This is a genomic window from Citrobacter sp. wls757, from assembly GCF_005280935.1.
Lineage (GTDB): Bacteria > Pseudomonadota > Gammaproteobacteria > Enterobacterales > Enterobacteriaceae > Citrobacter > Citrobacter portucalensis.
This window is the reverse complement of the sequence record NZ_SZWU01000071.1, coordinates 1-4,708: the sequence shown is the minus strand read 5'-3', so window position 1 is coordinate 4,708 and position 4,708 is coordinate 1. Positions and strand designations below refer to the sequence as shown.

General features: G+C 47.0%; 3 protein-coding genes. All 3 read left to right on the top strand.

From position 1 onward, the window contains the following. Positions 1–271 precede the first annotated feature (271 nt). The 3 genes from FDW94_RS19655 (at position 272) to dcuB (ending at position 4,677) form a co-directional block, all read left to right on the top strand. On the top strand, positions 272–1,903 hold the full coding sequence (locus tag FDW94_RS19655; RefSeq protein ID WP_003826772.1) for a sensor histidine kinase: 1,632 nt from the start codon (positions 272–274) through the stop codon (positions 1,901–1,903). Next, the gene (dcuR, locus tag FDW94_RS19650; RefSeq protein ID WP_008786975.1) at positions 1,900–2,619 is read left to right on the top strand and encodes a two-component system response regulator DcuR; all 720 of its coding nucleotides are present in this window, start codon (positions 1,900–1,902) and stop codon (positions 2,617–2,619) included. Before FDW94_RS19655 ends, dcuR begins: the two co-directional genes overlap by 4 nt. A 717-nt stretch (positions 2,620–3,336) precedes the next feature. Then, positions 3,337–4,677: an anaerobic C4-dicarboxylate transporter DcuB gene (gene dcuB / locus FDW94_RS19645; RefSeq protein ID WP_003031873.1), complete on the top strand. Its 1,341-nt coding sequence runs from the start codon at positions 3,337–3,339 to the stop codon at positions 4,675–4,677. Positions 4,678–4,708 lie beyond the last annotated feature (31 nt).

The window sequence follows — 4,708 nt, the reverse complement described above, 5'->3', positions numbered from 1 at the left end:
GACAGAAAAATGACTGACTGCTGCATTCCACAGCAAAACCCCGCCTTATACCCATTTACACACAGAGTTATCCACAATCGTAAGGAAATTATCTGTAAGCGTCCCTGAAAAGGGAGAGAATCGGTATGAAAACCTCTATATAGAAAGAAATTCACTCTACGCTATATAAAGAAGAAGGACTGACAACTTAAGCGCCATAATCCCTACCACCTTTGAATTACGCACCCCATCAGGCAATAATACCCGCACAAACCGTGATTTCAGGACCGTGATGAGATACTCCCTGCAACGTACTGCTATACGTAAACGCCCGATGAAGCTTGGCACCACCGTGATCCTCATGGTTAGTGCAGTACTCTTCTCCGTGCTGCTTGTCGTTCATCTGATTTATTTCTCGCAGATCAGCAACATGACGCGCGATGCATTAGCGAGTAAAGCGCTTGCGGTCGCGCGAACGCTAGCCAACTCTCCGGAGATCCGCCAGGGCCTAATGAAAAAGCCCGAGGAAAGCGGCATTCAGGCGATTGCCCAGGCGGTGAATAAGAGCAACGACTTTTTGTTTATCGTCGTCACTGATATGCAAAGCATTCGTTACTCTCATCCCGAAGCGCAGCGAATCGGTCAGCCATTTAAAGGTGATGACATATTGCTGGCCTTGCAAGGTAAAGAGAATGTCGCCATTAATCGCGGATTCCTGGCTAAAGCTCTACGTGTATTTACTCCTATCTATGACGAACATCATCGGCAGATTGGCGTGGTGTCGATCGGCCTTGAGCTAAGCCGGGTGACTGAGCAGATCAATAACAGCCGCGGCAGCATCATCTGGTCAATCTTATTTGGCGTGCTGGTTGGGCTACTCGGCACATGGGTATTTGTCAAAGTCCTCAAGCGCATTCTGTTTGGCCTGGAGCCTTATGAAATCTCCAATCTGTTCGAACAACGCCAGGCGATGCTGCACTCTATAAAGGAAGGTGTTATTGCCGTTGACGAGTGCGGTGAGGTGACCCTGATTAACCAGGCGGCGCAGGAGCTGCTGGATTATCACAAATCACAAGATGATGCCCAGCTCTCCACACTCAGCCATGCGTGGTCACAGGTGGTCGATTTTTCACAGGTACTACATGACGGTACGCCGCGCCGCGATGAAGAGATCATGGTGAAGGATCGGCTACTCTTAATTAACACGGTCCCGGTACTCAGCAACGGTAAAATCATCGGTGCCATTTCAACCTTCAGAGATAAGACTGAAGTCCGAAAACTCATGCAACGTCTGGATGGTATGGTCAACTATGCCGACGCACTTCGTGAACGATCCCACGAATTCATGAATAAATTGCACGTGATTCTGGGATTATTGCATCTGAAAAGTTATAAGCAGCTTGAAAATTACATCCTGAAGACCGCAAACAATTATCAGGAAGAAATTGGCTCACTGTTAGGAAAAATAAAATCACCGGTGATCGCAGGATTTTTACTCAGTAAGATTAATCGCACATCTGATTTAGGCCATAGTCTGGTCATTAGCAATGAAAGCCAGTTACCGGAAAATAGCAACGAAGATCAGGTGGCGGTACTGATTACCGTTCTGGGGAATCTGATTGAAAACGCCCTGGAGGCGCTAGGTCAAGAACCTGGTGGTGAGATCAGCGTATCCTTGCATTATCGACACGGCTGGTTGCATTGCGAAGTGAATGACGATGGTCCGGGGATTGCCCCCGAAAACATTGAGCACATCTTTGAGAAGGGCGTTTCGTCAAAAGGAACCGAACGGGGCGTTGGTTTAGCGCTTGTTAAACAACAGGTTGAAAACGTTGGCGGTAATATTTCCGTCGAGTCTGAACCAGGGATCTTCACCCAATTTTTTGTACAGTTACCGTGGAATGGTGAGAGGGCCAGCAGATGATCAATGTCTTAATTGTCGATGACGATGCAATGGTAGCGGAATTAAACCGCCGTTATGTCGCGCAACTCTCCGGTTTTCACTGCTGCGGCACAGCCTCCACGCTGGAGAAAGCAAAAGAGATAATCTTTCATAGCGGTCATCATATCGATCTGATTTTGCTAGATATTTATATGCAAAAAGAAAACGGTCTGGACCTGCTACCGGTTCTGCACAGCGAAGGTTGCAAGTGTGATGTCATCGTCATCTCTTCCGCCGCTGATGCCACCACCATCAAAGATTCACTTCACTACGGTGTTGTTGACTACCTGATCAAACCTTTCCAGGCTTCCCGGTTTGAAGAGGCGCTCACCGGCTGGCTGCACAAGAAAAATGAGATGGACAAGCATCAGTATTATGAACAGTCTGAGCTTGACCAGCTGATTCACGGCAGCTCTTCCAATGAACAGGAAGCACGGCGCTTACCTAAAGGGTTAACGCCACAAACGTTACGCACGCTGTGTCAGTGGATTGATGAGCACCAGGATCAGGAGTTCTCCACGGATGAGCTGGCCAACGAGGTCAATATCTCGCGCGTCTCTTGCCGTAAATACCTTATCTGGCTCGTCAATTGTCACATCTTATTTACCAGCATCCATTATGGCGTGACCGGCAGACCTGTTTATCGTTATCGTGTGCAGGCTGAACACTACTCATTGCTTAAACAATATTGCCAATAAATACACTTGGGATTATTTGTTATTTGAAAGTAACAATTATTAAAATAATGAAAAATCCCAATTTCACCAGTTGGCACTGTAAAATTATAAATTTGCGTTAGATCAAATATATTTGTATCCGGCATGTTAAATGTATTATTTTAATATTGACAACCATCACACTGTTTTTAATTTCAAAATCGCTAACAAAAGTTAATTAAGTATTATCTAACTCGCAGAGTGTGTATTTTTACCCATAAAGGATTAGTCTGAAATTAACCAGACATAAAAAATCTAGACTGGTAGCAATGGAGACCATGCTACGTACCATGGACACCGTACATTTTTGTGAGCAAATAAAAGTATCCGCACGCCGACCTCATCACATTATGAGATGGCGTGACCGTGATCACATAAATAATCTACTCACCCATTCTGTCGGTGGTTCACGTAATAGCGGAAAACGCAAAACAGATAAATTACAGCGTCAACCGCAGCTTTCCATGCCCAGCTCTGCTTCCCATCGCCTGAGGATTTTCTCCTCTGATCAAAGCCACAGAAAAAAGCTAAATATTTCCATAAATTTGAAAAAACATTCTAGCAAGACATTTGAACATTAATCGCAAATACGGACATATCGAATACTGACCATTTTTTGATGCTTATTCTGGCAAAAAAGAATGTGGCACAGATCCATTTTTCAAAAAATTGACTGGGTTTTTCGCGAGGGTAAATAAAATGTTATTTAGTATACAACTTCTCATAATATTAATATGTTTGTTTTATGGTGCCAGAAAGGGCGGTATCGCGCTGGGTTTATTAGGCGGTATCGGCCTGGTCATTCTGGTTTTCGTTTTCCATCTCCAGCCGGGTAAACCACCTGTAGATGTAATGCTGGTTATTATTGCCGTGGTGGCCGCATCGGCAACCTTGCAAGCCTCCGGCGGCCTTGACGTTATGCTGCAAATCGCTGAAAAGCTGCTGCGCCGTAACCCAAAATACGTTTCCATCGTCGCACCTTTCGTTACCTGCACCCTGACGATTCTCTGCGGTACAGGGCACGTGGTATACACCATCCTGCCAATCATTTATGACGTTGCCATTAAGAACAATATTCGCCCGGAACGTCCGATGGCGGCGAGTTCTATCGGTGCACAGATGGGGATTATCGCCAGCCCAGTTTCTGTAGCCGTGGTGTCACTGGTGGCAATGCTGGGTAACGTAACGTTTGAAGGCAAGCATCTCGAATTCCTCGACCTGCTCAGCATCACCATCCCGTCTACCCTGTTGGGTATCCTGGCGATCGGTATCTTCAGTTGGTTCCGTGGTAAGGATCTGGATAAAGATGAAGAGTTCCAGAAGTTCATTTCCGTACCTGAAAACCATAACTATGTGTATGGCGATACCGCCACGCTGTTAGACAAAAAGCTGCCGAAAAGCAACTGGCTGGCCATGTGGATCTTCCTGGCCGCTATTGCCGTGGTTGCCGTGCTTGGCGCGTTCTCTGAGCTGCGTCCTACCTTTAGCGGCAAACCGCTGTCAATGGTGCTGGTTATCCAGATGTTCATGCTGCTGACCGGTGCGCTGATTATTATCCTGACGAAGACCAATCCCGCTTCAATATCTAAAAACGAAGTCTTCCGTTCCGGTATGATCGCGATTGTGGCGGTGTACGGTATTGCCTGGATGGCCGAAACAATGTTCGGCGCGCACATGACAGAAATCGAAGGTGTGCTGGGCAATATGGTGAAAGAGTATCCGTGGGCCTATGCAATTGTTCTGCTGCTGGTATCCAAATTTGTAAACTCCCAGGCAGCGGCGCTGGCAGCGATTGTTCCGGTCGCTCTGGCAATCGGGGTTGATCCCGCGTACATCGTGGCTTCTGCTCCGGCATGTTACGGTTACTACATTCTGCCGACCTACCCGAGCGATCTGGCTGCTATCCAGTTTGACCGTTCCGGCACCACCCACATCGGCCGCTTCGTTATCAACCACAGCTTCATTCTGCCTGGCTTGATCGGCGTAAGCGTATCCTGTGTCTTTGGTTGGATCTTCGCCGCAATGTACGGTTTCCTGTAATCACAGTTCGCGTGCCGTCCACGTTGGTACG

Coding starts and splice junctions, on each gene's coding strand:
- FDW94_RS19655 (WP_003826772.1), top strand. CDS start 272: ATGAGATACTCCCTGCAACGTACTGCTATACGTAAACGCCCGATGAAG.
- dcuR (WP_008786975.1), top strand. CDS start 1,900: ATGATCAATGTCTTAATTGTCGATGACGATGCAATGGTAGCGGAATTA.
- dcuB (WP_003031873.1), top strand. CDS start 3,337: ATGTTATTTAGTATACAACTTCTCATAATATTAATATGTTTGTTTTAT.